The sequence below is a fragment of the Hydrogenophaga pseudoflava genome, from assembly GCF_004353865.1.
In the GTDB taxonomy this organism is placed as follows: domain Bacteria; phylum Pseudomonadota; class Gammaproteobacteria; order Burkholderiales; family Burkholderiaceae_C; genus Hydrogenophaga; species Hydrogenophaga pseudoflava.
Genome location: NZ_CP037867.1, coordinates 934851 through 960041, shown reverse-complemented (window position 1 = coordinate 960041; position 25191 = coordinate 934851). Strand labels below are relative to the sequence as shown.

Here is a 25191-nt window from a genome sequence, read left to right as displayed (position 1 = left end):
ATGCTCTCCCGGAACGGCTCAGCCGCCCAGCAGCACGATCTTGCCGACGAAGCCCAGGAAGAACACCAGCGCCACCGAGGCCAGGATGAGGCCCAGGCGCTGGTTCTGTTTTTTCTGTTCGGTCGAGGTCATGGACGTGCTCAGCCGATCACCTTGGTGGCGGTGGCGTCCAGCTTTGGCGGGTTTTCAAAGGTGTGGAAAGGCGCCGGGGACGGCACTTCCCACTCCAGGCCTTCGGCGCCATCCCAGGGCTTCTGAACCGCCTTGGGGCCAACGCCGCGCATCGCGGGGACGATCACGAACAGGAAGAAGTACACCTGGGCCAGACCAAACGCAAAGGCACCCACAGACGCGATGGCGTTGAAATCAGCGAACTGCATCGGGTAGTCGGCGTAGCGACGCGGCATGCCGGCCAGACCCAGGAAGTGCATCGGGAAGAAGGTGATATTGAAGGAGATCATCGACCACCAGAAGTGCAGCTTGCCACGGCCTTCGCTGTACATCACACCGGTCCACTTGGGCAACCAGTAGTAGATGCCAGCGAACATGGCGAACAGCGAACCGGCCACCAGCACATAGTGGAAGTGGGCCACCACGTAGTAGGTGTCCTGGAAGTTGATATCGATCGGCGCCATCGACAGGATCAGGCCGGTGAAACCGCCGATGGTGAACACGAAGATGAAGCCGACAGCCCACAGCATGGGCGTCTCGAAGGTCATCGAGCCCTTCCACATGGTCGCGATCCAGTTGAAGATCTTCACGCCCGTGGGCACGGCGATCAGCATGGTGCTGTACATGAAGAACAGCTGACCCGTCACCGGCATGCCGGTGGTGAACATGTGGTGGGCCCACACGACGAAGGACAGGATGGCGATGGAGCCGGTGGCGTACACCATGGAGGCGTAGCCGAACAGCTTCTTGCGCGCGAAGGCGGGCACGACCTGGCTCACGATGCCGAAGGCCGGCAGGATCATGATGTAGACCTCCGGGTGGCCGAAGAACCAGAAGATGTGCTGGTACATCACCGGGTCACCGCCGCCGGCGGGGTTGAAGAAACTGGTGCCAAAGTGGCGGTCGGTCAGCGTCATGGTGATGGCGCCGGCCAGCACGGGCATCACGGCGATCAGCAGGTAGGCGGTGATCAGCCAGGTCCAGCAGAACATCGGCATCTTCATCAGCGTCATGCCGGGCGCGCGCATGTTCAGGATGGTCACGATGATGTTGATCGAGCCCATGATGGACGAGGCACCCAGGATGTGCATGGCGAAGATGCCGGCGTCCATCGAGGGACCCATCTGCAGGGTCAGCGGCGCGTAGAGCGTCCAGCCGGCGGCCGGGGCGCCGCCGGGCATGAAGAACGAGGCCACCAGCATGATCGCTGCCGGGATCATCAGCCAGAAGCTGAAGTTGTTCATGCGCGCGAACGCCATGTCGGACGCGCCGATCTGCAGCGGGATCATCCAGTTCGCGAAGCCCACGAAGGCCGGCATGATGGCGCCGAACACCATGATGAGGCCGTGCATGGTGGTGAGCTGGTTGAACAGCTCGGGATTGACCAGCTGCAGGCCGGGCTGGAACAGTTCGGCGCGGATCAGCAGGGCCAGCACACCACCCACCATCAGCATGGTGAAGGCGAACAGCAGGTACAGCGTGCCAATGTCCTTGTGGTTGGTCGCGTAGACCCAACGGCGCCAGCCGGCGGGGGCGTGATGATCGTGGTCGTGCGCGTGAGCGTCGTGGGGATCCAGTACTGCACTCATGTTCTAGTCCTTGAGAATTTCAATCTGTTCTGGGTCCGCGTCACTTGCGGGCCGCGACGATGTCGGCGGGCTGCACGATCTGCTCGGTCTTGTTGGACCAGCTGTTCTTGGTGTAGGTGATCACGGCAGCGATCTCGGTATCGGACAGCTGTTTCCAGGCCGGCATGGCACCGTTGTTGACACCATTGAGCAGAACAGCGATCTGCTTGGATTTGTCAGCGTCCAGCACGATGGGGGATGCATCGAGCGCCTTGATCGGACCGGCGCCCTTGCCATTGGCCTGGTGGCAGGCTGCGCAGTTGGCGGCATAGACCGACTCGCCGCGCTTGACCAGGTCGGCCAGGTTCCAGACCTTGGAGGGATCGTCTGCAGCAGCAGCCATCTTTTTCTTCTCGCCCTCGACCCACTGGGTGTACTCCTCGGCGGACACCACCTTGACGTGGATCGGCATGTAGGCGTGCTCCTTACCGCACAGCTCGGCGCACTGGCCATAGAAGTCGCCGGTCTTCTCGGCACGGAACCAGGTGTCGCGCACGAAGCCCGGAATGGCGTCCTGCTTGATGCCGAAAGCCGGCACCATGAAGGCGTGGATCACGTCGTTGGCGGTGGTGATGATGCGGACCTTCTTGCCCACGGGCACCACGAGCGGGTTGTCCACCTTCAGCAGGTAGTCGTCCGTGGCGGGCGGCTTGCCGCTGTTGGACATTTCACGGTGGCTGTTGTCCAGGGTGGAGAGGAAGCCGATGCCCTCGCCTTCTCCCTTGATGTAGTCGTAGCCCCACTTCCACTGCATGCCCGTGACTTTGATGGTCAGGTCGCTGTTGGTGGTGTCCTTCTGGGCCACCAGCACCTTGGTGGCCGGCAGGGCCATGCCGATCACGATCAGCAGCGGCACGATGGTCCAGCCCAGCTCGACCCAGATCGGCTCGGGCAGCTCCTGCGCCTTGTGCCCCACCGACTTCCGGTGCTTGAGGATGGAATAGAACATCACCCCGAACACCACCACGAAGATGACCGAGCAGATGGCCATCATGAACCAGTGCAGCCAGTGCTGCTCTTCTGCGATCTTGGTGGCAGGCGGGGCAAAGTTGAGCTGGTTGACCGCCGGACCACCGGGCAAGTCGTTCACCGCATGGGCCGCCTCGGCCAGCCAGACCGAGGAGCCCAGAATCCAGGCAGAAGTCGTCGCACGCAGGCCACCGGAACGCTGGCGCAGGAAATCACCCATCTGTCTTGTCGTACTCACGTTGAACGCCTCAAATATAAGTATTGATTTATATCAATCCAATTAGACCAAAAACACCCTGAACGCCCTCTCAGGGAATACCCACACCAGCTTCATGACCCCTGCAGTGCCCGCCTGATTTCCTGGGCCAGCACCGGCCGCAACTCGGCCCTCACATACCGCCCGACTTCCGCCGAACGCCCTCCACCCCGCACCGACACCAGCGACTGGTGACCGGACGGAGCATCCACGCTGACGGCATGGCCCGCAAACTCGACACGCAGCAACCGGCCGGCGTCCTCCCGCTCCACCACCAGCCGACCACAGCTCACACAGATGTGCTCACTGTCGGTCGCATGGCGCGCATAGGCCAGAAAGGCCACGCCAACCGCCACCAGCTCCACCAAGGAGAATGGCAAAACCATCCAGGCGCCGTGGGTCCAGAAGAACCCAGCCACCACCAGGGACAGCGCACTCAACAGCGCGTACATCACCCCCAGTTGCTGTGGCGTGACCGAACAGTTGCGCCTCAGCACCCAGTGAGTCCCGTCCGCGGTGACGCTTGCGAGGCGATACATGTTGTGTCTCCGACACAACCGGATGCGCCGGGAGCGTCCGACATGGGATTACGCCTGCCGAAGAATCGGCGTGCGGAGTTTGATTTATGTCAATTGTAGCGACCAGAAACCGCCCACCGCCCGCTGTACGGCATCTGGGACGCGCCTTGGCAGCCGATCAGCTGCGCCGTTTTCGCAGCATGGCCCGCATCTCGTCCACCGAGACCGACTGGCTGTCACCTGCCTTGGGCCGGGGCGCCGACTTGAACGCGTGCCCATAGTTGATCTCGAACCCCAGGGTCAGGCGCCCATGACTGTCGCGCGGCCCGTGCTGCTCGATGGCAGACTCGATGCGCGCGCGCCACCCGCTCCCCCGCAGCGCAGGAAACCGAGCCGCTCCCAGGTTGCGACCAAAGCTGCGCAAATCGTCCAGCATGGCCGCCGCACTGCTGTAGGTCAGCGTGATGCGCTCCATGTCCATCACGGGCTCGGCGAAGCCCGCCTGCACCAGCATGTCGCCCCAGTCGTGCATGTCGGTGAAGCTGTGGGCGGGTGATGGCCAGCCCTGGCCCTGGTAGACGCCCCGCAGCTCGCTCAGGCTGTCGGGCCCCAGGCAGGAGAACATCAGAAATCCGCCGACATCGATGTGCCCGTGCCAGCGACGCAGCAGGGCCTGGGGGCGGGGCTCCTGGTGCAGCACCATATTGGCCCACAGCATTGCCACCCGGGTGTCTGCGGTGGCGACACTGGGTGCGCTGGACCCGCCCCAGCCCAGGAGCGACCGCAGCGACCGACCAACCCCGCCCTGCAAGCGCCCGGGCACGCGCGGGTCCTCTGCGGACACCAGGCAGCGGGCGTCCGGCAGTCGCGCCGCAAGCGCGCGATGCGCCTCCAGCCCACCCACCAAAGGCTCCCAGTGCAACCAGCTGGCCGGCTGCTCCCGGAACCACTGAAGGCGGTCGATCATGCGCCGAGCCACCTCTTCGTGCAGCCAGGGGCTGGCCGCATGCGAGCGAAGCAGCCAGCGCCGCGCTGCGACGGGATCAAGCCCGGGCACAGGCGATTCTTCGGTCGGGTTGGTCACGGAGATGGGTTGACAGGGGTGGAGGCCGGCTGGCGGAGGCGCGCCAGTATATTGGCCGCATGGGAGTTTTGACCGCTTTGCTGCACCGGATGCCCGGGCTGCCCTCCGTCTGCCAGGTCTGTGGCAGCTGGCCGGCGGCGCCGGTCTGTCGCGCGTGTCGCCAGCGCCATGCACCGCCCCTCGGTCGCTGCCAGTGCTGTGCCCGGCCGCTCGCAGAAGATGCTGCGCTGTGCGGCGAATGCCTGACGGCGACAGGGTCATCACCCGTGCAAAAATGCCTGACCGCCGTGGACTACCTGTTCCCGTGGGACGGGTTGATTGGCCGGTTCAAGTTTCGCAACGAACCGGGCTGGGCCGGACCGCTCGGGGACCTGATGGTGCAATGCGCTTCTAGGCAGGACTTCCTTGCGCCCGACATGTTGCTGGTGCCGGTGCCCGTGACACCAGCCCGGCTGGCCGAGCGGGGCTACAACCAGGCTTGGGAGCTGTGCCGAGTGATCGGTCGGCGCACCGGCCTCCAGACCATGGCGGAGGCCTTGGTGCGCCTGGGTGACACGTCGGACCAGCACCGCCTCACGCGCGCGCAGCGACTGGTCAATCTGCGAGGCGCATTCGTGGTCCACCCCCTCGTGGTATCAAGGCTGGCAGAAAAGCGGGTGGTCCTTGTTGACGACGTGCGCACCACGGGCGCTACCTTGCATCATGCAGGACTGGCGCTTCGCCATGCCGGCGCCACCGAGGTTCGGGCCCTGGTTTTGGCGCGAACGCCACAGGCGGCACAAGACGGGGAGACTGGTCGATGACACCGCTCCATATGCGCTTATGATCGCGCCCACCAAGGGGGTAGAAGACAAGGCCGGCCCACCGGTCACCGCGTTGAAGGCAGCGCCTCGCCCCATGTTCCACGTTGTCCTGGTCACACCGCAGATCCCGCCCAACACGGGCAATGTGATCCGCCTGTGCGCCAACACGGGATGCCATCTGCATCTGATCGAGCCCCTGGGTTTCTCGATGGACGACAAGCAGATGCGCCGGGCCGGACTGGACTATCACGAATACGCCAGTGTCCAGCGCCACCCCTCATGGACACAGTTCCTCGACACCGCCCAACCGGTTCGCGAGCGCATGTTCGCCCTCACCACCCGGGGACAGGGGCAGGCCTATGCCCAGCGCTTCATGCCCGGCGACTGGCTGGTCTTCGGCTGCGAAACCGAGGGGCTGCCGACCAGCGTGCGCGAGCACTTCGCCGCAGAACGGCAGTTGCGGCTTCCCATGCTGGAAGGCCAACGCAGCCTCAATCTTTCCAACGCCGTGGCGGTGCTTGTTTACGAAGCGTGGCGCCAACAGGGATTCGGAGCAACAAAACCGTGATGCATATCACTTCTTTGCTGAGGGACGCACCCCACATTTGGGGGTTGCGGTCAACCACAATACGCGGGTTCGTTTGTCCGCCGCATCATGCGGCACATACTCCCTTGCTGTATTGTGTAGACGTCCTGCCCCTGCGGGCAGCCCGGAGGTTTTTTTGATTGCGACGCTGACCAAGCTCTTCAAAGGCAAGGCTGCGCCCGGCAAGGGGGCCAAGGCCGTGCCGAGCCTAAAAGATCTTCAGGTCATCCGGTCTGCCCTGCTGCAGACCGTGGCGGACTGCGACGGCATCTCCGTGCACCGGTTGCGGCACAAGATCGAGCAAACGCAGACCGTGCAGGATCTCTGGTTGCTGCGCAACGACGCCTACCAGCTCATTTCCCAAGCCACCAGCCAGACGGTGGCGGCCGAGCGGATCAACGCACTCCTGGCGGTGTTCGAAGGCTGGGTCGACGCCCGTCAGCTGGGACGCATCCGCTGAGCGACGCTCAGGGATAGCGCCGCACCAAGGCTTCGGCCACACACACCGGCTTCTCGGCCCCTTCGCGCTCAATGGCCACCGACCAGGCCATCTGCAGGCCATTGCCTTCGATCGGGGTGGCCGTCAACAGCGTCATGCGCGCCCGCAGGCGACTGCCCACCGGGACGGGTGAGGTGAAGCGCACCTTGTTCAGTCCGTAGTTCACCCCCATGCCGCCCTGCCGGATTTCGAACGCCGAGTCGAAAAACACGGGCAGCAGCGACAGGGTAAGGAAGCCGTGCGCGATCGGTGCACCGAAGGGGCCCGCACGCGCGCGCTCCACGTCCACATGGATCCACTGGTGGTCACCGGTCGCGTCGGCGAAGCGGTTGACCTGCTCCTGGGTCACGGTGACCCAGTCGCTGGTGGCCACTTCCTGACCCACACAGGCCGCAAGTTCGTCGAGGGTGTCAAAGCTTCTCATGGAGGCCGACTCTAGGTCCAGGACCCTGAAAGGCACTGTCGGCACCGCGACAGCGCCGGACCGGGTTCAGCGGTCCAGCCAGTCGCAGATGCCGCGCCACTGCTCCAGGTCTTTTTCCACACGGCTGGGCGCCACATCGAACAGCGTGAGCCCGCGCGCGGCGAGGTGGATGTAGTTCTGCGTGTCGCGCAGGTAGCCCAGAACCGGCAGCCCCAGCCCATCGACAAACTCGTGCAGCTTGTCGGCCGCAATAGTGCGGGCATCGACCCGCATGCCGACGATGCCCACCTGCAGATGCCCCGCGTGCTTGGACTGAGCGAGCTCGTCAAGAAACGCGCGCGTGGCGTAGATGTCGAAGATGCTCGGCTGCAGCGGCACCAGCACCTTGTCGGCGTGTTTGAGCGCTTCCTTGCACAGCGAACCGTGCAGGCCGGCGGGCGTGTCCAGCACCACATGGGTCGTCCCCTTGGGCGGCTTGCCCACATGGTCGCCCGACACTTCCCACGAGCGGATCGGGCGGGCGGCCGCAGGGCGCAGGCTCAGCCAGAGCGCGGACGACTGCTGGCGGTCGGCGTCGCCCAGCATCACGGCGTGGCCGCGGCTGGCCAGGTAGCCGGCCACGTTGGTCGACAGGGTGGACTTGCCCACCCCTCCCTTCGGATTTGCGATCACCACCACCGGCATACGGACCTCCTCGGGTGCATGGAACGCCGGCTATGTTAACGGGCGTGCATCCCAGAGCAGCTTCACCGCGGTCAGGAACATGCCGGTATAGACCATGCGGTAGAACAGCGCCTGGTTGATGCGGTGCGCGATGCGCACACCCACCCACACCCCGATCGGCGCGAATGGCAGCAATGCCAGCGAGGTGGCCATGTTGCGCCAGTCCAGCAGGCCCAGCCAGGCGTACGGAATCCACTTGGACAGGTTTATGAAGAAGAAGAAAAAGGCCATGGTGCCTGTGAACAGCACCGGCCGGAGCTTCAGCGGAATCACATAGGCATTGATCGGGGGCCCGCCCGCGTGGGCGATGAAACTGGTGAAGCCGGACGTGGCTGTCAGGATCGCGCCCAGCCATTTCGGCGGTGGCGGGCTGTCGGCGCGGGGCGGAAACAGCAGGCGCTGCGCCAGGAACAGCAGCGTCACCAGCCCCACCACCCCGGCCACCACCCGGGCGTCCAGGACGCGGAACAACACGGTGCCCAGGACGATGCCGGCCAGGCCGAACGGCAGCAGGAATTTCAGCAGTGCCCGGTCCACATCCTTGCGAAAGGCCGCCATGCCCAGCAGGTCCATCACCAGCAGCACCGGCATCAGGATCGCCGCCGCCTGCGGCACTGTGACCGCCAGCGCCATCATGGGCACAGCCAGCGAACCGAAGCCCGCACCGAAGCCGCTCTTGCTCACGCCCAGCAGCAGCACCGCCGGGATCGAGACCGCGTAGAAGAACGGATCGGTGATCAGCGGCAGCGCGCTCACACGCGCTCGACTATCAGCGCAATGCCCTGGCCCACGCCGATGCACATGGTGCACAGCGCGTAGCGTCCGCCGGTGGCGTGCAGGCGGTTGACCGCCGTGGTGGCCAGGCGCGCGCCGCTGGCGCCCAGCGGGTGGCCCAGCGCGATGGCGCCGCCCCAGGCGTTCACGCGCTCGTCGTCGTCCTTGAGCCCCAGCAGGCGCAGGACAGCCAGGCCCTGGGCCGCAAAGGCTTCGTTGAGTTCGATCACGTCGATCTGCTCCAGCGTCAGCCCGGTCTGGGCCAGCACCTTCTGCGTGGCCGGCGCAGGGCCGATGCCCATGATGCGCGGCGCCACCCCGGCCGTGGCCATGCCGACGATGCGGGCCTTGGGCGTCAGGCCGTTCTTCGCGGCCGTGGCCTCGTCGGCCAGCAGCAGGGCGCAGGCACCGTCGTTGACACCACTGGCGTTGCCGGCCGTCACCGTGCCGTCAGGACGCACCACACCGTTGAGTCTGGCCAGTGCATCCAGGCTGGTCTCTCGCGGGTGTTCATCGGTGTCGACCACCACCGCATCGCCCTTCTTCTGCGGAATGCTCACAGGGCAGATCTCGCGCGCCAAGTGCCCGGCCTTGATCGCCGCCACCGCGCGCATCTGGCTGGCCAGGGCCATGCGGTCCTGGGCTTCGCGCTCGATCTTGAAATCGGTCGCCACGTTCTCAGCCGTCTCGGGCATGGAGTCCACGCCGTACTTCTCCTTCATCAGTTTGTTGACGAAGCGCCAGCCGATGGTGGTGTCGTAGACCGCGTTGGCGCGGCTGAAGGCGCTCTCGGCCTTGGGCATCACGAACGGCGCGCGGCTCATGCTCTCCACGCCGCCGGCGATCATCAGCCCCGCTTCGCCGGCCTTGATGGCGCGCGCGGCCGTGCCCACCGCGTCCAGCCCCGAGCCGCACAGGCGGTTGATGGTGGCACCCGGCACCTCCAGCGGCAGCCCCGCCAGCAGGCTGCTCATGTGGGCGACGTTGCGGTTGTCTTCACCGGCCTGGTTGGCGCAGCCGAACAGCACATCGGTGACGGCTTCCCAGTCCACCGAAGGATTGCGCGCCATCAGCGCCCTGAGGGGAATGGCACCGAGGTCGTCGGTGCGCACGGAGGACAGGGCGCCGCCGTAGCGGCCGAAGGGGGTGCGGATGGCGTCGCAGATGAATGCCTGTGGCATGGTGTGTCTCCTCGAAAAACATGCAGGATAATGCATCCATGTTCAGTCCGTCCCAAGCCGATGTCCGGCGCTTCTTCTGTGCCGTGCACGCCAAACAACAGTCCGGCGAGGCCATGGAGGCCATCGAGATGCTGGCCGGCCAGTGGATCGCCGAGCACCCGGAGTACCACGCCGCGCTCTCGGATGTCGACGCGGCGCTGGCGCAGATGGGCACCCCCGGCGACGGTGGGCAGGAGAACCCGTTCCTGCACCTGTCCATGCACCTGTCGATCAGCGAGCAGTGCAGCATCGACCAGCCCCCGGGCATCCGCCAAGCGGTGGAGCTGCTGACCGCGCGCCGCGGCGACCTGCACGCCGCCCACCACGAGGTGATGGAATGCCTGGGCCGCATGATCTGGGAGAGCCAGCGCTCGGGCCGCCCGCCGGACGGGCAGGCCTACATCGACCAGGTGCGCCGACGCGCCACCCAGGACTGAAACAAAAAAGCCGCTCGATGAGCGGCTTTTTCATGGGAGGTCAGAGGTCAGCGGAAGCGCGACTGCGGCACCGTCTGCAGGTCGCCGTCCAGCGAACCCAGGTACTTGGCGATCTCGCGCATCTCGGCGGGCTTGAACTGCTTGGCAATGCCGGCCATCACGCCGTTGGAGCGACCGACCACGTTGTTGCCCTCGACCGTGTAGGACTTGAGCGCGACGTAGAGGTAGTCCGAATGCTGGCCGGCGATCTTGGGGTAGCTCGGATCGATGGGCTTGGCGAAGTTGGCGCCGTGGCAGGAGGCGCAGGCACCCTTCTGGATCAGTGCGGCGGCGGCTGCACTCGCGGTCTTGGGTGTCTCCGCGGGCGCGGCGCCAGCTTGTGCCGAATAGAACGCGGCCAGATCGGCCATGTCCTGCTCGCTCAGCGAACCGGCGATGCCGCGCATGGAAGGGTGCTTGCGGTCGCCCTTCTTGTAGGCGGTCAGCGCGGAGACGATGTACTTGTCGGACTGACCCGAGATCTTGGGAACCTTGTGGATCTCGGGGAAGCTGTTCTGGTAGCCCTTGATGCCGTGGCAACCAATGCACATTTCAGCTTTCTTTTGGCCGGCCTCAGCCGAGCCGGTCACACCTTGCGCCTGGGCAGCCGAAACCGCTGCAAGAAGGGTCGCAGCGGCGACAACAGTACGGGCGAACGTAGGCAGCGGATGGGTCATTTTGCAAGCACAATGAAGTGAACGATTGATAAAAATCAACAGACGATTATATAGACTTGACCATCAATAACGGCTTATTGATAACCCTGACCCACAGGCCCATCCACCGCCCTTCTCCGCCCCCTCCATGAAGTTCCAAGGCTCTGAAAACTACGTCGCCACCCAGGACCTGATGCTGGCCGTGAACGCCGCCATCACGCTCAAACGCCCGCTGCTCGTCAAGGGCGAACCAGGCACCGGCAAGACCATGCTGGCCGAGGAGGTGGCGCAGGCGCTGGACATGCCGCTGCTGCAGTGGCACATCAAGTCCACCACCAAGGCACAGCAGGGCCTCTACGAGTACGACGCGGTGAACCGCCTGCGCGACAGCCAGCTCAACACCGCCGACAGCGCCGAGCGCGTCAAGGACATCCGTAACTACATCGTGCAGGGCGTGCTGTGGCAGGCCTTCACCGCCGACCAGCCGGTGGCGCTGCTGATCGACGAAATCGACAAGGCCGACATCGAGTTCCCCAACGACCTGCTGCGCGAACTCGACCGCATGGAGTTCTACTGCTACGAAACGCGCGAACTCATCAAGGCCAAACACCGGCCGCTGGTGTTCATCACCTCGAACAACGAGAAGGAACTGCCCGACGCCTTCCTGCGCCGCTGCTTCTTCCACTACATCAAGTTCCCCGATGCCGACACGATGAAGAAGATCGTGGACGTGCACTTCCCCACGCTCAAGGACGAGCTGCTGACCGCGGCGATGAAGACGTTCTACGACGTGCGCAACCTGCCGGGCCTGAAGAAGAAGCCATCCACCAGCGAGCTGCTGGACTGGCTCAAGCTGCTGATGGCCGAGGACATTCCGCTCGAAGCGCTGCAGAGCGCCGACAACAAGGTGTCGATCCCGCCGCTGGTGGGTGCCCTGCTCAAGAACGAGCAGGACACGACCTTGTTTGAAAAGCTGGTGTTCATGAACCAGCGGAACCGGTGAGCCCCCTGCTCGTCAACGGGAGTCCGTCATGCTGATCGACTTCTTCTACACCCTGCGCTCGGCCAAGCTGCCGGTCTCGGTCAAGGAGTACCTGACGCTGCTCGAAGCGCTCCAGGCCAACGTGGTCGGGCCGACCAACCCGGACGCCTGCACCATGGACGACTTCTACTTCCTGGCCCGCACCGCGCTGGTCAAGGACGAGAAGCACTTCGACAAGTTCGACCGCGCCTTCGCCGCCTATTTCAAGGGCGTGGAGATGATCGCGGACTTCAGCAAGCCGATTCCCGCCGACTGGCTGCGCCAGGAGATGGAACGCCTCCTCTCCGACGAGCAGATCGCCAACGCGCCCAAAATGGACTGGGACGAGCTGATGGAGACGCTGAAGAAGCGCCTCGAAGAGCAGAAGGAGCGGCACGAGGGCGGCAACAAGTGGATTGGCACGGGCGGCACCTCGCCCTTCGGCCATGGCGGCAAGAACCCGCAGGGCATCCGCATCGGCGGCAAGGGCGGCAACAAGTCGGCGGTGAAGGTGTGGGACCAGCGCGCCTACCGCGACTACGACGACACGCAGGAGCTGGGCACGCGCAACATCAAGGTCGCCCTTCGGCGCCTGCGCAAGTTCGCGCGCGAGGGCCACGACCTCGAACTGGACCTGCCCGACACCATCCGCGCCACCGCCGCCAACGCCGGCTGGCTGGACATCAAGATGATTCCGGAGCGGCACAACAACGTGAAGGTTCTGCTGCTGATGGACGTGGGCGGCACCATGGACGAGCACATCCAGCGCGTCGAGGAGCTGTTTTCCGCCGTCAAGGCCGAGTTCAAGCACCTGGAGTTCTATTACTTCCACAACTGCGTCTACGACTTCATGTGGAAGAACAACAAGCGCCGCTACGCCGAGAAGTTCGCGACCTGGGACATCATCCGCAAGTACAACAAGGACTACAAACTGATCTTCGTGGGCGACGCCACCATGAGCCCCTACGAGATCCTGCAGCCCGGCGGCAGCGTGGAATACAACAACGAGGAAGCGGGTGCGGAGTGGTTACAACGGCTCACACACGCGTTCCCGAAATTTGCCTGGATCAACCCGGAACCTCAGGGCGTGTGGCAGTATCGACAGAGCATCAGCATCGTCCAGCAACTTGTGGGGCAGCGCATGTTCCCGCTGACCCTCAAGGGGCTGGAGGACACGATGAGAATGCTCTCGAAATAAGCCTGCATGACCCTCACCTCCCGGCGCCGTGTGGCTTCCACACGGCTTTTTTGTCTGTTGTCGCTGCTGTTCCTGGGCATGCCGCTGCAGGCGGCGGAGCCCGGACCGGGCAGCGTCCCCGAAGCCAGCGACACAAGCGCCGCGCCCGAGCGTTTTGCGATCACGCTGCAGGCGCCTGGCGATCTGCAGGCCTTCCTCCTGCGCCACATCGAGCTGCAGCGCTACCGCCACCTGCCGGACCTGGACAGCGGTGAACTCGACCGGCTGCTGATCGCTGCGCCTGACAACCTGCGGCAGCTGCTGGGCACGCAGGGCTTCTTTTCGCCAGAGGTGACCGTCACCCGCCAACCGGGCGGCCCGGCGCTGGGCGAGGTGCTGATCCGCATCGAGCCCGGCCCGGCCACCCAGGTGGCGTCCTCGGCGGTCTATTTCAGCGGCGACATCGCCCGCCACGCCGCGGCCGAGGAACAGCGCGAGGCCGTGCGCCGGCGCAGCCAGCAGGCGGTGGGCCAGCCCTTCTCGCAGGCGGCCTGGGACCGCACCAAATCCGACACCCTGCGCCTGCTCACTGCCGAGCGCTACCCGCGCGCGCGCATTGCCAACAGCCTGAGCGACATCGACGCCACCGGCCACGCCGCGCACTGGCACATCGAGCTCGACTCGGGCGCGCCGGTGCGGATCGGCGAGGTGCGGGTGGACGGCGCCGAGCGCTACGACCCGCGCACGGTCGAGCGCCTGGTGCGGCTGGCCGGTCTGCGGCCGGGCGCCGACTACAGCCTGTCGCGGCTGCAGGACGCGCAGCAGCACATCGCCGACACCGGCTACTACAGCTCGGTGTTCGCCTACGTGGACCTGGACGCTGCCGGTGAGGCCGACGCCCCGGCGCCGGTGGTGGTGCAGGTGCGCGAAGCGCCGCTCAAGAAGGTGGTGCTGGGCATCGGCGGCAGCACCAACAACGGCCCGCGCCTCTCGGCCGAACACCAGCACCTGCGCATGCCCTTCCTGGGCTGGCAGGCGCGCAGCAAGCTGCAGCTGGAGCGCCACGACCAGCTGCTGTCCACCGACTGGAGCGCGCCGGTGGAGGACGATGGCTGGCACTGGCTGACGGGCGGACGCCTGGCGCGGCAGACCGATGGCGACAACACCGTCTCCAGCCTGCGGCTGAGCCTGGGCAAGGCGCAAAACAGCCCGCGCATGGACCGGCGCTACTTCGTGCAATACGACCGCGCGCGAACCGTGAACACCGCGCTCGCCAGCCTCTCGTCCGACGGCAACGAGGCCGCCGTCTCGGTCAATTACGGCTGGACCTGGCGCCGCTTCGACCAGCTGCCCTTTCCCCAGAGCGGCTACGGCCTGGGCCTGACGCTGGGCGCCGGCACCACGCTTGGCAGTGAGCGCAAACCGTTCCTGAGCACGCAGGCGCGCTGGCTGGGCTACTGGCCGCTGGACCGCGGGCTCGGCGCCTGGACCGCCACCGCTGAAACGCGCGAGCCCACCACCGCCCCGCCGCCCAGCCGCCTCGGCCGGCTGGCCCTTCGGCTGCAGGGTGGCGCACTGCTGGCCGACAGCACCGCCCGCATTCCCGACACGCAGCTGTTCCTCACCGGGGGCGACAACACGGTGCGCGGCTACGGCCTGCGCGACATCGGTGTGCCCCAGGCCGATGGCAGCGTCGCGCCGGGGCGCTACATGGCGGTGGCCAGCTTCGAATGGCAGCGCCCGATCTGGCGCGGCGGCGTGCGCACCGACTGGGAAAGCGTGCTGTTTGCCGACGCGGGCATCGTGACCAACCAGCCCTCGCACACCAGCCCCAAGGTGGGCGTGGGCGCCGGGCTGCGATACAACAGCCCGGTGGGCCCGCTGCAGCTGGACCTGGCCTATGGCCTGGGGCCCAAGCGCCTGCGCGTCCACCTCAACGTGGGGTTCAGTTTCTGATGCGCGCGCTTCGGACCGGGCTGTGGCTGGCGGGCGGCGCGCTGGGTCTGCTGCTCGCGGCGGTGGTCGCGCTCTGGCTATGGGCCGGCACGCCCGGTTCGCTCGCGCAGGCACTGGCCTGGGCCGGACGCTGGACCCAGGAGGCGGACGCTTCGCCGGGCCGCCTGCAGACCGACAACGTCGAAGGCAGCCTGCGCGGCGGCGGGCGCATCGGCAGCCTGCGCTGGTCGCAGGACGGCCTCACGGTGCAGGCCGAGGGCGTGGCGCTGCAATGGGGCGACGCGCTGTGGACCGACGCGCTGCAAGGCCGGGGCCTGCACATCCCGTCGCTGGCCATCCGCAGCCTGCGGGTGGACGACCAGCGCCCTCCCACGCCGAGCGAGCCACTGGCAGACCTGAGCCTGCCCCTGCCGCTGAGCCTGGGCTTTTCGCTGCAGCGTTTCGAGCTCACGGGCCGGCAGGCGCTGAGCGCCACGGACATCGCCGGGCACTACCGCTACGCCGCGCTGTCCACGCCCATGGACGAACCCGCCCTGCCCGACACGCCGGGCGTGACCGCCGCGCACCGCCTGCGCCTCGATTCGCTGCAGTGGGCCGACGGGCGCTACCGCGGGCAGCTCAACCTGGGCGCGCAGGCCCCGCTGCCCCTGGCGCTGGCGCTGCAGGGCGAGGTGCAGGGCCGCGTGCCCGACGGGCCTGCGCTGCAGCTGCAGGCCCAGGCGCGCGCCAACGGCACGCTGGCCGGTGTGGGCGCCGCGCTCGACATCAGCGCCCAGGCCCAACCCGCGGACGGCGCCACCGGCCCGGACGCCACCACCCTGTCGCTCACCGCCCGCGTGCTGCCCTGGGCCGACCAGCCCCTGCACAGCGCCGACGTGAACGCGCGCGCCCTCAACCTCGCCATGCTCTGGCCAACCGCGCCGGTGACAGCGCTGAGCGGGCAGCTGCAGGCGCAGCCCGAAGGCGACGGCTGGCGCGCCAGGGTGCAGCTCACCAACGCCCGCGAGCAGCCCGCCGACCAGCAGGGCCTGCCGCTGCAGCAGCTGCAGGCCGAGGTGCTGCAGAGCGGCGGGCGCTGGACCGTGCGCGGGCTGCAGGCGCGGCTGGGCGGCGGCACCCTGCAAGGCCAGGCCTCGTTCACAGCGGGCCCTGCTGGCCAGGGGGCATCGGCCCTCACCGACTGGCAAGGCGAACTGCAGGTCCAGGGTGTGCAGTCCACGCGGCTCTGGAGCACGCTGCCGCCCGGCGTGCTCGACGGCAAGGCCAGCGCGCGCGCCGCCCCCTCACCCGCACCTGCCGGCGCCGTCGACCTGCAGGCGCAGCTGGGCGCGGTGGGCGCACGGCTGCAGGGCCTGGGCCGGCTGGAGCCGGCGCAGCGCAGCCTGCAGGGCCGCTGGGGCCTGGACCTGCCCGGGGCGCGGCTGGACTGGGACGGCCAGGCCGCCCACGCCAGCGGACAAGGCGACCTGCGCGCGCGGCTGGACAACACGCCCCGCCTGCTCGACTGGGCGCGCGGCCTGCGCAGCCTGCCGGTGTGGAGCGCATCGGCACGCGACATGCTGGCCTCGCTCGACCGGCTGCGCGCCGACAACGGCGGCAGCGCCCGGGTGCAGTGGTCGGGCGGGCTGGCCGCGCTGGGCTGGCCGGCACCGGCTGCGGCGTCCACATCCCCATCAGCGCCGGTGACCCCGGTGGCACCACCCCGGCTGCAGGCCACGCTGAACCTGCCCGGCCTCGGCTGGCAGGGCGGCGACGGCGCCGCACCGCTGCGCATCGAAGGCCTGGCGCTGAGCGCCGCCGGCCCGCTGGACGCCCTCGCGCTCAACGCGGCCGGCAGCGCCACCACCGCCGGCTGGCGGCTGGGCCTAGACGCGGGAGGGCAGCTGGGCGTGGCCTCCACGGGCGGCCGGCTCGACCTGTCCCGCCTGCAGCTGCGCCTGAACCCCGAGACGGCATCGGCCCGCACGCCCGGCTGGCGGCTGGACAGCACCACGCCGCTGCGGCTGGGGTGGACCATCGACCCGGCCACCGGGCTGGCGCTGGACGCAGGCACCGGCGCGCTGGCGCTCAGCCCCCTGCCCGGCACCACAGCCGCCCCCCAGACCCCGCTCACCCTGGACTGGCAGCGCCTGGTCTGGCAAGCCCAGACGCTGGACACCCGGGGCCGGCTGCAGGGCCTGTCGCTGCCCTGGCTGGAGTCGTTCGCGGCCCTGGGGCCCGCGCCGTCCCCGCTGGCCTCGAACGGCCTGGCCGGCGACCTGGTGCTCGACGGCGACTGGGACCTGCGCCTGCCCACGAACCCGTCCGCCCCGTTCACCCTGGCGGCCAGCCTGCAGCGGCGCAGCGGCGACCTGCGATGGAACGGCGGCAACGGCAGCCCGGACGCGCCCCTGTCGGCCGGTGTGCAGGACGCGAGGCTGAGCCTGAACGTGCAGGACCGGCGGCTGCAGGCGCTGCTGCGCTGGGACACCGAACGCCTGGGCCAGGCCAGCGCCGACCTCGCCAGCACGCTCGGCAGTGGCGCTGGCGACAGCGCCGACCCGCTCGAACGCTGGTGGCCCGCCAGCGCGCCGCTCAGCGGCTCGGCCCAGGTGCGGCTGCCGCAGGTGGGGGTGTGGTCGCTGCTGGCGCCGCCCGGCTGGCGCATGCAGGGCACGCTCAGCGCCGACGCCCGCCTGGGCGGCACGCGCGGATCGCCCGCATGGAGCGGCAGCCTGCAGGCCGACGAGCTGGCCCTGCGCTCCGTCGTCGATGGCATCGCCTTCACCAACGGGCAGCTCCGCGCCACCCTTGCGGGCGAGCGCATCCGCGTCGACCGCTTCAGCCTGCAGGGCCCGGGCGGCGCGGCCAGCGGCGGCACGCTGGAGGCCAGCGGCCAGGCCGAGTGGCGCAGCGTGCCCGGCAGCCTGCTGCGCCAGCCCTACATCGAGCTGAAGGCCCAGGCGCAGCGCCTGCGCATCTCCAGCCGCCCCGACCGCCGCCTCACGCTCTCGGGCGAAACCACTGCCACGCTGGACGGCCGCCTGCTGCAGCTGCGCGGCCAGCTCAAGGCCGACTCGGCCCTGTTCATCCTGCCCGACGAGAGCACGCCCAGCCTGGGCGACGACGTGGTGGTGCGCAGCACGCGCGACCTGCCCGTGCCCGAAGGCACCGGCCAGCGCGTGTTGCCGGACGTGTCGGTCACGCTGGACCTGGGGCCGCAGTTCGAGGTGCGCGGCCAGGGCCTGGAGGCGCGGCTGGAAGGGCAGCTCAGCCTGCGCGCCACGCCCGCCCTGCCGACGCCGCGCGTGCTGGGCGAGGTGCGCACCGTCAACGGCACCTTCCGCGCCTACGACCAGAATCTGCGCATCGAGTCGGGCGTGCTGCGCTTCACCGGCCCCTACGACGACCCGGCGCTGGACATCCGCGCCGTGCGCGTGCTGCCCGAAAACACCAACCAGCGCGTGGGGGTGCAGCTCAGCGGCAACGCCCAGGCCCCGCGCGTGGCCCTGTTCGCCGACCCGGACCTGCCCGACGGCGACAAGCTGGCCTGGCTGGTGCTCGGTCGCCCGGCCTCGGCCGCCGGGGCGCAGGCCTTCGTGCTGCAGCAGGCGGCGCGGCGCCTGCTCTCCAGCGGCGGCGAGCCGCTGGACGGTGCGCTGGCGCGCACGCTGGGCATCGACGAAATCGGCTTCTCCGGCTCCGGCACCAGCGCCGACGGCACCACCACAGGGGCGGCCCTCACGCTGGGCAAGCGCCTCTCCAGCGACCTCTACCTGAGCTACGAACAGAGCCTGGCCGGCGCCATGAGCACGGTCTCCATCCTGTACGACCTCTCGCGCCGACTGACCCTGCGCGCCCGCGCCGGCACCGAGAACGCGATCGACCTGATCTTCACCCACCGCTACGACTGAAGCGCCCGGGCGCCGCACATACAATGCGGGCTCTCTCAAGCCGCCATAGTTCAATGGATAGAACGAGCGCCTCCTAAGCGCTAGATACAGGTTCGATTCCTGTTGGTGGTACCAAACCGAAAGCCGGAACGGTTTAAAGCCTTCCGGCTTTTTTGTTTCTCCCTCTGGCGTAGCCCTTGAGATAGTGCGCTAGGGTCCGTGAGAGTCTAGCAACATCCGGGGGCAACAGGGGGCATTTTCGGGGGCACAGATCGGCCATCTGGGGGCATGTGTTTGTAGGGGCTCGTGATACCCGTATCACGGGGTATCACCCGGCAGGCGTGGCCGATCAGGTGCACCAGGTCGAGGGCTTGCCGCTGGGGCTGGTGTCCTGCCCCCACCTTGGGGGGCACCTGCCCGCGATCACGCGGGGCGCCCACTTGGTCGAGGTCGTCAGGCCGGCCGGCAACCGGGCCGGCGCCGTGGTGCTGCTGGCCGCCCGCCCATGTGCCGGCGTGGCCGATCAGGTGCACCAGGTCGAGGGCCTGCCTCTGGGGCTGGTGACCTGCCCCCAGCTCGGGGGCACCGGCCCGCGATCACGCGGGGCGCCCCCCTGGTCGAGGTCGCGGGGCTGGCCGGCAACAGGGCCGGCGCCGTGGTGCTGCTGGCCGCTCGCCCAGGTGCTGGCGTGGCCGATCAGGTGCACCAGGGCGAGGGCTTGCCGCTGGTGCTGGTGACTTGTCCCCAGCTCGGGGGGGGCCGGCCCGCGATCATGTGGGGCGCCCATTTTGAGTTTCCGTTACCGGCCGAAGCGGTGCGAAAGCGTGCGCCGATGATGCGCGGGCGCATTGAAAAGGCCGGCGTCTTGTTCGGCGGCCCTGCCCTCGCTGTGCAGCCAGGCCGCACGGCCAAGGGCGGCCGGCATAGGCAAATCCTATTCAGGGGGTACCCCCCCTCCCAAAACTCGCGCACGTAAAAATCTGTCTAACCGGTCGGTTTCCGGTATGCGGGTCCAGACTTTTACCCGCCCCCCGGTCCTATAGCCTGCACCTATGCCAGCCCCCAGCCATGGGCCAGCGAAGCCCCAGGACACCCACCAGACGGCCAGCGACAGGCGCCCGCATGGGTAGGCCGCAAGACATGAGACCCAAGCCCCAGCGCAGCCCACAGGCGGCCGGCTGGGGCGGGCTGTCGGGCTGGGTGCCATCCGGGTGTGACCGCAAAACACCGGGGACACCGGGGACAAATGCCCGAATCGGCGCTAAGTCCATGCCCTGCCTTGTGTTTTCTGTCCCCGGTCGGACCGGGGACAAGCCCCCAAACGCCGGGGACACCGGGGACAACTCATTCCAGCGAAGTGCACGGCAGTGCAGACAACAGGCGGCGCCCTCTGTCTCTGGTGCCTGGTGCACGCTCAGGCGGTCATGTGCAGCGCGAAGCAAGCCCCCGCCACCACCGCCCATCGGCGGCCCGCAGCCCATGGGCAATGGTGCAAGGCCAGCCCCCGCAGGGGCCAGCCTCGCAAGGCTCACACGTCGAGTTCAAAGATAGCCGGCGTGATGCGGTAGCAGCGGGCCGACCCCAGCCCCGGTAACCGTTCCTTGACGCTGTAACGGCCGGGCTCCTTCACGGTCAGGCACTCGTATTCGACCAGGACACGGGCCACGGCCTGCGGGTCGAAGCCTTGGCACATCTCAGCCTTGAAGACCTCGGACAGCACGAAGTATTCGACCGACACGGTTTCACCCAAGGCGGCCGGCATCTTGTCGCCGTACTCCCCCAGGTGCTGGCTGTTGGTCTTGATCGGCTCGCCCTGTTCGTTCAGCATGCGCCGCAAGCCGGCCCGGTTCAGGGTCTTGGCGTTGTGGTCGTCGGCCGCCCGGTGCCACCAGGTGAAGCGCCCTTCGCCGTGCGCTTCCAGGAAGCGGCGCACCTGACGCAGCATGGCCGACACCTCGCCATTGCCGATGCCACCACGGGCGGCCAGCCAGGCATTGAAGCATTCACGGGCGGCCCGCTCCGCCTCGCCTGGTGGCCAGCCTGTCAGCCCTGCAGACGTGGCCAGCTCGCCAGCAGCCCCCACCAGGGCAAAGCGGGCGCCCACCCGTTCAACCTGCCCGCCCGCAGCCTCGGGCACGATCTGGCGTGCCAGCTTGCCCGCAGCGTCCCGAATGCGGGGCTTGAGCCCGTCGGCGTTCTCGGTCAGCCATTGCAGCCAGGCGCGGCCGGTGGCGCCATACACGGTGCCCGCCTGCCCTGTGATGTGCCGCGCAAAGTCGGCCCCACCTTCGCGGTTGTGCAGATCCTCGAAAGCCCCCATGCCCCGGCCAGCATCGGCCGGAATGTCGGCCATGCGCACCTCTTGCCCGGTGCGGGCTCGCTTCATGCCTTCTGCCATGTGGTCGGCCAGCCCCAGCTCGCCAGCGCTCAGGAACAGCAGGCGCCAGGCCAGCCGGGCGCGTGGTGTGCCGGTGCGGGTTGCCCGTGCCTTGCTCTGCTCGTTGGCCAGCATGTACGCGCATTCGCCCGCGGTCTTGGGGTCCACCTGTGCCAGTTCGTCCAGGATCAGCAGCCCGTCGCAGTGCTGCGCCGCGATGGCCTCCAGGGCGTTGTCGGTGGTGCGCCACCGCTGCAGGTAGGACGCACCGCCGTACACACTGGCCGCCACCTTGAGGGCGGTCGTCTTGCCGCTTGAACTGTCGCCCCGGAAGTGAAAGCCCCCGCTCTCCACACCAGCCGGGCGCAGCAGCGGGCCAGCGAAGGCGGCCGACACAGCGAAGGCCAGGCGCGAATTGCCCACGCACAGGGCCGCCACCCGCTGGCGCCACTGTTCGGCCGTGCCCTTCACGCGGAATGTGTTTTCCTGTGCGTTCTCGGTCTGGAAAACAATGCGCTCGGCATCGTCGCCGATGGTCTCGTGTGGCAGCACGAAGGCCAGCCGGTCGCCGCTCTGGTGCCAGCCCACGCGATCGGTGCAGGTGGCGTACTCGCCAGGGTCGCGGGTCTGGATGTACTGCGTCAGCAGGTTGCGGGCGGCCGGGCTGGTGGCGATGCGAAGCCCCAGCCCCAGCAAGGCGCCCCGGTACTCGCCCCCATCGGTGGCCAGCATCCGTGCCGGCATGGCCCATTGTTTCGGTCGCCCCAGCGGATCACCAAAGGTCAGCAGGTAGCCCCAGCCCTGCCCGTCCTGGTCGCGGGTCAGGGCTTGCACGTCCAGGCGGCTGCACACCCATACGGGTTTCGTCGGCTCGCCTTCCCTGTCCACACCATTGAAGAACACGCCAGCATCGGTGACGGTGAAGCGGTCCCACTCCCGGCCCGGCTCGGGCGCCGGCTTGTCGCCAAGGTCGGCAGGCCCGCCCGGTGGTGTGTTCGGTGGTGCACCTGGTGGCGCTGCAGGCGGGGCGCTGGCGCCGTTTTTCGGGTGCTGCCCTGCCTGCCCCCTTGCCTTGCTCTGTTTCGCGCCCTGTGCGCCAGACTGTGCCGCCGCGTGCGCCTCGATCACACCGGCCACGATGCGCCGCACCGCCTCAAGCCCCGTTCCGTCGCCCTGTTCGGCGTTGACGTGGGCGGCCAGGTCGTTGAAGTCTGAGCCCCCAGCCGGCAACCCCTTGGGGAACAGGGCCAGGCCATGCACCGCACGGGCCGCCGCTGCCGCCTTGACGCGGCCAGGGTTCGTGCCGGTCTGCTGTTCTGTGTCCTGGTCGTCGTCGCCACACACGGCCAGCAGGGCGGCCGGGTGCAGCTGGCGCAGCGCACGGGCCACGTGCTGCAGGTTGCCGGCGTCGAAGGCCACCGCCACGGGGTAGCCCGTGGCCTCGTGCAAGGTGGCCGCCGTGGCGTAGCCTTCGGCGATCAGCAGCACGGCCGGGCCGGCGCCCTCGGGGGCGGTGTTGTCGTCGCCGGCCAGCTCGCCCACCAGGTGCCACAGCCCCGACTTTCGGCCACCTTTGAGGAACAGCTTTTCCGGTGCGCTGTTGTCGGGCTTCGCGGGCGCGATGCGCTGCAGGTTCCACAGCCGGCCGGCGCCGTCGCGCAGGGGCACCAGCAGCCAGCCCCCAGCAGCAAAGCGCACGCCGTGCGGTTGCACGCCCTTGCGCACAAGGTACGGGCTAGCGCCGGCCTCGCTGGCCTCTTCCCATTGCGCCGCCGCCCGGTTGGCCGCTGCCTGGTGGCCGGCATCAATGCGGGCCTGTTCCTGCCGCTGGCGCTCTGCCCGCTGGCGCTCGCGTTCGGCCAGCTCTGCGGCCGATGGCGCGGCCGGCGTCTGCCCGGTCTTGGGCAGCATGAAGCCGTGTTCCTTGGCCAGGTGCAGCAGCGTGGCCACCGCCACACCGCCGCCCGCCTTGATGCTGCGCCAGGTCGATTGCACGGCCTTGCGGTCGTAGCGGTCCACGTCGCTGGCGCTCCATGCGTCGAACAGGTCGAAGCCGGTGCCGTCCGGGTACTCGCTCTTGATGGCCATGCCCACCCGCGCCCATTCGTCGCGCGGCAGGTTCGCCGGTATGTGTGCCAGGGCCTGCCGGATCAGCTCGGGCGTGATTGGTGTCTGAGGAGTCATGTGTTCAGGTCTAGCTCTGCCTGCCGGGTGTCTTTGACGCGCAGCACGTACAGCCCCACCGTGTTGATGGTGCCGTCCGGGTTCTCTTGGGCTGTTGGGGTGGTGTCGATCAGGTGCCCGGCCTCGCGCAGCTCGTGAATGCGCCGCGTCGGATCTGGTGCGTTGCACTCGCTCTGCAGCTGGGCACCAGTTGCCGGGCCTCGCTCAAGCCGGGCCAGGATGGCGGCCCGCTGGGTGGCGATACCGTTGTATGGGCGCTGGGGCTGTTGCGGGTCCATGGCGCCGCCTCAGTGGTACGGCAAGTGGCCGAACTCGTCCATGCTCCCGGTGATTGCCAGAGTCATGGGCTCGGATGCCGTGGCGGTCTCGAACACCATGACGCGCACCAGGCCGAACGAAACCCGCAGGTAGTACGGGCGCCCTTCATGCTCAAAGGTGGCGGGCACCGCCTTGGACAGGGCCGCCGCTGCGCTGTCGAGTAGCGCACTGAGGGCGGGCGTACGCTCTGCCGGCTGGAATGCAAGCCGGTCCTTGTTGCGCACCGCTTCGGCCTCTGCCGCGATTTGCGTGTGCACGTCTGCACCCCCACCAGGTCGGGCGGCCTTCTTTCGGTTCGATGCCTTGCCCATCATTGGCCCCCGCCTTGCTGGCGCTGTGCCTGCCAGGTCGCAATGTCGGACTCACGCCAGGCCACAGCCCGGACGGACAGGCGCACGCAGTGGGGGAAGGTCGGCGGGCTGGCCTTCATGCCCGCATAGATGCTGGATTTTTTGAGGCCGGTCAGGCTTTCGACCTCGGGAAGCCGCAGCAGCTTTTCAGGCTTTGCGGGCGTGGGGTTTGAACTGGTTTGCACTTGTTGCGCTCCGTGAAAGTTGAACACGGTGCGCAGTTTTCCGCGTGCGGCTCAGCACGCTAAGGGGCTCAATTCATCCCCGCAAACCCAATTAAGCCCCCTCCCTCCTGGTCTTGAGGCTGCGGATATGGTCCCTCGGGTCGCCGTCCAATCCGGCCGCTTGCCAGAACAGCCGCACAGCTCGAACCATCTTGGAGTTTTCAGCATCGCTGAAAGGAACACCCAACTCCTCAAGACTGCCCGTCAGTGACACCAGGAGCATTAAAGGCGGCGTGGGACGAAGGGGGCGCCCCTTTTTAGGCTTGATGGCGACTGCCGCCCGCTCTATGTCGAGGCGAAGGGCGGCTAGAGACTGCCCCAGTCCATCTAATCTGTCCTCGGTCTGGTGCGCCACTTCCGGCCCATCGTCAAAGCCAGGCGTCTGCACTGCGATAAGCCATGCCATGCGCCGATCAAGCAGGGGCAGAAGAGCGTCAATGTGTTCGACGGCGGAGCGCATCTTTTTGACCCGCTCCGCGTCGGTCTCAGGGAAGGGGCCAGTAAAGAATTCGTCACGCTCACCGGCAAACATGCTGGCCATGCCAGTCCAGACAAACAGAAGCCTTTGCGTCTCCCGCTCATCACCGATGATGGCGGTCAGCTCGGACAGCTCTTGCCATCCGGCAAGCAGCTGGGCACGTTGGGGCTTCATGCGGGCCGCCACCATCCCGGCCCGCGCACGGTCTGCGTGGCCTCTTCCAGGTCAAAAGAACCATCCCGAAACAGTGCCCACCCCATGACCCCGTTCAGGTCGCGCAAGCGAATGGCCAGACCGCGCAGCGCCAGCAGGGTCTCGGGGTCGTCTGGCCATGTCCCGATCATGCGGGCCAGCTGGTCAATCTCCGAACACGCATCGGCCAGCAGGTCGGCCGACTCGGGGGGCAGGTTCAGGGGCTTGGATTCGGTCTTGTTCATGGTCTTGCCT

At 67.8% G+C, this 25191-nt stretch carries 24 protein-coding genes and 1 tRNA gene; 9 read left to right on the top strand and 16 right to left on the bottom strand.

The genetic code is table 11. The features are described 5' to 3' along the window. Positions 1–18 precede the first annotated feature (18 nt). The 5 genes from HPF_RS23850 to HPF_RS04715 all read right to left on the bottom strand — a co-directional run bounded on the left by HPF_RS23850 (position 19) and on the right by HPF_RS04715 (position 4626). Positions 19–132 (bottom strand): cytochrome oxidase small assembly protein, encoded by a 114-nt coding sequence (locus HPF_RS23850; RefSeq protein WP_241559655.1) that lies wholly within the window; start codon positions 130–132, stop codon positions 19–21. A gap of 8 nt (positions 133–140) precedes the next feature. After that, the gene (gene ctaD / locus HPF_RS04730) at positions 141–1760 is read right to left on the bottom strand and encodes a cytochrome c oxidase subunit I (RefSeq protein ID WP_066158620.1); all 1620 of its coding nucleotides are present in this window, start codon (positions 1758–1760) and stop codon (positions 141–143) included. 40 nt (positions 1761–1800) lie between these two features. Further along, positions 1801–2988, bottom strand: a complete 1188-nt coding sequence (gene coxB / locus HPF_RS04725) for a cytochrome c oxidase subunit II (protein WP_079364518.1) — start codon at positions 2986–2988, stop codon at positions 1801–1803. A 110-nt stretch (positions 2989–3098) separates the two neighbouring features. Beyond that, the gene (locus tag HPF_RS04720) at positions 3099–3563 is read right to left on the bottom strand and encodes a DUF2244 domain-containing protein (RefSeq protein WP_133155885.1); all 465 of its coding nucleotides are present in this window, start codon (positions 3561–3563) and stop codon (positions 3099–3101) included. A gap of 157 nt (positions 3564–3720) precedes the next feature. Next, a complete protein-coding gene (locus HPF_RS04715) occupies positions 3721–4626 on the bottom strand; it encodes a biotin synthase (protein ID WP_133155884.1) in 906 nt (301 codons plus the stop codon). A 287-nt stretch (positions 4627–4913) separates the two neighbouring features. Here HPF_RS04715 and HPF_RS04710 point away from each other — a divergent pair, with 287 nt between their 5' ends. From HPF_RS04710 to HPF_RS04700, 3 genes are all read left to right on the top strand, one after another. Next, on the top strand, positions 4914–5429 hold the full coding sequence (locus HPF_RS04710) for a ComF family protein (protein WP_243721681.1): 516 nt from the start codon (positions 4914–4916) through the stop codon (positions 5427–5429). Between the two features lie 94 nt (positions 5430–5523). Beyond that, on the top strand, positions 5524–5997 hold the full coding sequence (gene trmL / locus HPF_RS04705) for a tRNA (uridine(34)/cytosine(34)/5-carboxymethylaminomethyluridine(34)-2'-O)-methyltransferase TrmL (protein ID WP_079364755.1): 474 nt from the start codon (positions 5524–5526) through the stop codon (positions 5995–5997). A 154-nt stretch (positions 5998–6151) separates the two neighbouring features. Then, on the top strand, positions 6152–6475 hold the full coding sequence (locus HPF_RS04700) for a hypothetical protein (RefSeq protein ID WP_079364515.1): 324 nt from the start codon (positions 6152–6154) through the stop codon (positions 6473–6475). Between the two features lie 7 nt (positions 6476–6482). Here HPF_RS04700 and HPF_RS04695 read toward each other — a convergent pair whose 3' ends face one another. From HPF_RS04695 to pcaF, 4 genes are all read right to left on the bottom strand, one after another. Further along, the gene (locus tag HPF_RS04695) at positions 6483–6938 is read right to left on the bottom strand and encodes a MaoC family dehydratase (RefSeq protein ID WP_079364514.1); all 456 of its coding nucleotides are present in this window, start codon (positions 6936–6938) and stop codon (positions 6483–6485) included. A gap of 66 nt (positions 6939–7004) precedes the next feature. Beyond that, positions 7005–7622, bottom strand: coding sequence for a ParA family protein (locus HPF_RS04690; protein ID WP_066158633.1), 618 nt, complete (start codon positions 7620–7622; stop codon positions 7005–7007). A gap of 30 nt (positions 7623–7652) precedes the next feature. After that, positions 7653–8417, bottom strand: a complete 765-nt coding sequence (locus tag HPF_RS04685; RefSeq protein ID WP_066158636.1) for a sulfite exporter TauE/SafE family protein — start codon at positions 8415–8417, stop codon at positions 7653–7655. Beyond that, the gene (pcaF, locus tag HPF_RS04680) at positions 8414–9616 is read right to left on the bottom strand and encodes a 3-oxoadipyl-CoA thiolase (RefSeq protein WP_079364513.1); all 1203 of its coding nucleotides are present in this window, start codon (positions 9614–9616) and stop codon (positions 8414–8416) included. The genes HPF_RS04685 and pcaF overlap by 4 nt, the downstream gene beginning before the upstream one ends. 38 nt (positions 9617–9654) lie before the next feature. Here pcaF and HPF_RS04675 point away from each other — a divergent pair, with 38 nt between their 5' ends. Then, positions 9655–10092 (top strand): DUF1841 family protein, encoded by a 438-nt coding sequence (locus HPF_RS04675; protein ID WP_066158643.1) that lies wholly within the window; start codon positions 9655–9657, stop codon positions 10090–10092. 47 nt (positions 10093–10139) lie between these two features. On the opposite strand, the gene HPF_RS04670 is transcribed toward HPF_RS04675, so the two are convergent. Beyond that, entirely contained in the window at positions 10140–10808 is a 669-nt protein-coding gene (locus HPF_RS04670) for a c-type cytochrome (RefSeq protein WP_066158645.1), read from the bottom strand. Between the two features lie 127 nt (positions 10809–10935). Here HPF_RS04670 and HPF_RS04665 point away from each other — a divergent pair, with 127 nt between their 5' ends. From HPF_RS04665 to HPF_RS04645, 5 genes are all read left to right on the top strand, one after another. Beyond that, positions 10936–11790, top strand: a complete 855-nt coding sequence (locus HPF_RS04665; RefSeq protein WP_066158648.1) for an AAA family ATPase — start codon at positions 10936–10938, stop codon at positions 11788–11790. 28 nt (positions 11791–11818) lie between these two features. After that, positions 11819–13006 carry a vWA domain-containing protein gene (locus tag HPF_RS04660; protein ID WP_133155882.1) on the top strand — a complete coding sequence of 396 codons (1188 nt, stop codon included), beginning with the start codon at positions 11819–11821 and terminating at the stop codon, positions 13004–13006. Positions 13007–13012: 6 nt separating this feature from the next. Further along, the gene (locus HPF_RS04655) at positions 13013–14941 is read left to right on the top strand and encodes an autotransporter assembly complex protein TamA (RefSeq protein ID WP_079364511.1); all 1929 of its coding nucleotides are present in this window, start codon (positions 13013–13015) and stop codon (positions 14939–14941) included. Beyond that, complete coding sequence (locus HPF_RS04650) at positions 14941–18834, top strand: translocation/assembly module TamB domain-containing protein (protein ID WP_133155881.1); 3894 nt, start codon at positions 14941–14943, stop codon at positions 18832–18834. Before HPF_RS04655 ends, HPF_RS04650 begins: the two co-directional genes overlap by 1 nt. Positions 18835–18873: 39 nt before the next feature. Beyond that, positions 18874–18948: transfer RNA gene (locus HPF_RS04645), tRNA-Arg, on the top strand. 1393 nt (positions 18949–20341) lie between these two features. On the opposite strand, the gene HPF_RS04640 is transcribed toward HPF_RS04645, so the two are convergent. The 6 genes from HPF_RS04640 to HPF_RS04615 form a co-directional block, all read right to left on the bottom strand. Beyond that, positions 20342–23374: a DUF927 domain-containing protein gene (locus HPF_RS04640; protein ID WP_133155880.1), complete on the bottom strand. Its 3033-nt coding sequence runs from the start codon at positions 23372–23374 to the stop codon at positions 20342–20344. After that, a complete protein-coding gene (locus tag HPF_RS04635; protein WP_133155879.1) occupies positions 23371–23652 on the bottom strand; it encodes a helix-turn-helix domain-containing protein in 282 nt (93 codons plus the stop codon). Before HPF_RS04635 ends, HPF_RS04640 begins: the two co-directional genes overlap by 4 nt. Positions 23653–23661: 9 nt before the next feature. Further along, on the bottom strand, positions 23662–23949 hold the full coding sequence (locus HPF_RS04630) for a hypothetical protein (protein WP_133155878.1): 288 nt from the start codon (positions 23947–23949) through the stop codon (positions 23662–23664). Positions 23950–24002: 53 nt separating this feature from the next. Beyond that, positions 24003–24254, bottom strand: a complete 252-nt coding sequence (locus HPF_RS04625) for a helix-turn-helix transcriptional regulator (protein ID WP_243721680.1) — start codon at positions 24252–24254, stop codon at positions 24003–24005. A 64-nt stretch (positions 24255–24318) separates the two neighbouring features. Next, a complete protein-coding gene (locus tag HPF_RS04620) occupies positions 24319–24918 on the bottom strand; it encodes a hypothetical protein (protein WP_133155877.1) in 600 nt (199 codons plus the stop codon). Then, positions 24915–25181 (bottom strand): hypothetical protein, encoded by a 267-nt coding sequence (locus HPF_RS04615; protein ID WP_133155876.1) that lies wholly within the window; start codon positions 25179–25181, stop codon positions 24915–24917. The genes HPF_RS04620 and HPF_RS04615 overlap by 4 nt, the downstream gene beginning before the upstream one ends. Positions 25182–25191: the final 10 nt, after the last annotated feature.

Excerpts from the sequence above, each read along its gene's own strand:
- HPF_RS23850 (WP_241559655.1), bottom strand. The coding sequence starts at position 132 with ATGACCTCGACCGAACAGAAAAAACAGAACCAGCGCCTGGGCCTCATC.
- ctaD (WP_066158620.1), bottom strand. The coding sequence starts at position 1,760 with ATGAGTGCAGTACTGGATCCCCACGACGCTCACGCGCACGACCACGAT.
- coxB (WP_079364518.1), bottom strand. The coding sequence starts at position 2,988 with ATGGGTGATTTCCTGCGCCAGCGTTCCGGTGGCCTGCGTGCGACGACT.
- HPF_RS04720 (WP_133155885.1), bottom strand. The coding sequence starts at position 3,563 with ATGTATCGCCTCGCAAGCGTCACCGCGGACGGGACTCACTGGGTGCTG.
- trmL (WP_079364755.1), top strand. The coding sequence starts at position 5,524 with ATGTTCCACGTTGTCCTGGTCACACCGCAGATCCCGCCCAACACGGGC.
- HPF_RS04695 (WP_079364514.1), bottom strand. The coding sequence starts at position 6,938 with ATGAGAAGCTTTGACACCCTCGACGAACTTGCGGCCTGTGTGGGTCAG.
- HPF_RS04690 (WP_066158633.1), bottom strand. The coding sequence starts at position 7,622 with ATGCCGGTGGTGGTGATCGCAAATCCGAAGGGAGGGGTGGGCAAGTCC.
- pcaF (WP_079364513.1), bottom strand. The coding sequence starts at position 9,616 with ATGCCACAGGCATTCATCTGCGACGCCATCCGCACCCCCTTCGGCCGC.
- HPF_RS04675 (WP_066158643.1), top strand. The coding sequence starts at position 9,655 with ATGTTCAGTCCGTCCCAAGCCGATGTCCGGCGCTTCTTCTGTGCCGTG.
- HPF_RS04670 (WP_066158645.1), bottom strand. The coding sequence starts at position 10,808 with ATGACCCATCCGCTGCCTACGTTCGCCCGTACTGTTGTCGCCGCTGCG.
- HPF_RS04665 (WP_066158648.1), top strand. The coding sequence starts at position 10,936 with ATGAAGTTCCAAGGCTCTGAAAACTACGTCGCCACCCAGGACCTGATG.
- HPF_RS04660 (WP_133155882.1), top strand. The coding sequence starts at position 11,819 with ATGCTGATCGACTTCTTCTACACCCTGCGCTCGGCCAAGCTGCCGGTC.
- HPF_RS04655 (WP_079364511.1), top strand. The coding sequence starts at position 13,013 with ATGACCCTCACCTCCCGGCGCCGTGTGGCTTCCACACGGCTTTTTTGT.
- HPF_RS04650 (WP_133155881.1), top strand. The coding sequence starts at position 14,941 with ATGCGCGCGCTTCGGACCGGGCTGTGGCTGGCGGGCGGCGCGCTGGGT.
- HPF_RS04640 (WP_133155880.1), bottom strand. The coding sequence starts at position 23,374 with ATGACTCCTCAGACACCAATCACGCCCGAGCTGATCCGGCAGGCCCTG.
- HPF_RS04635 (WP_133155879.1), bottom strand. The coding sequence starts at position 23,652 with ATGGACCCGCAACAGCCCCAGCGCCCATACAACGGTATCGCCACCCAG.
- HPF_RS04620 (WP_133155877.1), bottom strand. The coding sequence starts at position 24,918 with ATGAAGCCCCAACGTGCCCAGCTGCTTGCCGGATGGCAAGAGCTGTCC.
- HPF_RS04615 (WP_133155876.1), bottom strand. The coding sequence starts at position 25,181 with ATGAACAAGACCGAATCCAAGCCCCTGAACCTGCCCCCCGAGTCGGCC.